We start from the raw sequence: 402 nt of genomic DNA on the forward strand, positions 1-402 counted from the left end.
CAATCACGATTGACTTTGGTGAAGCAGTCAATGCGGTTGATGGCAGTCCGCTTACGGCAGATGCGCTTGAGGGATTGCTGGACATTGCTAACGGTACATTGACCGGCCTTGTAGACAACGGCGATGGCAGCTTCAGCGGTACGCTGGTACCGGCTGCGGACTTTGAAGGCGATGTGGTTGTGAACGTACCGGCAGGTATTGTTACGGACGTGGCAGGTAATGCCAACCTGACTGCAACAGAGAGCCTTACGGTCGATACATTGGCACCGGGCTTGGTGATTACGGCCCTGGACCCTGCACTCACTGCGACTGAATCGACAACAATCAGCTTTACGTTTAGCGAGGCGGTCAGTGGCTTTGATATTGATGACATCACGCCAGTAGGCGGTACGCTGAGCAATC

Annotated in this window: 1 protein-coding gene; it reads left to right on the forward strand. The window is 54.2% G+C overall.

What is annotated here, in order from left to right:
* The coding region (locus C1642_RS18110; protein WP_228153989.1) for an Ig-like domain-containing protein at window positions 1-402 on the forward strand (402 nt) is incomplete at both ends.

The organism is Acinetobacter sp. AKBS16 (assembly GCF_002899995.1).
Lineage (GTDB): Bacteria > Pseudomonadota > Gammaproteobacteria > Pseudomonadales > Moraxellaceae > Acinetobacter > Acinetobacter baumannii.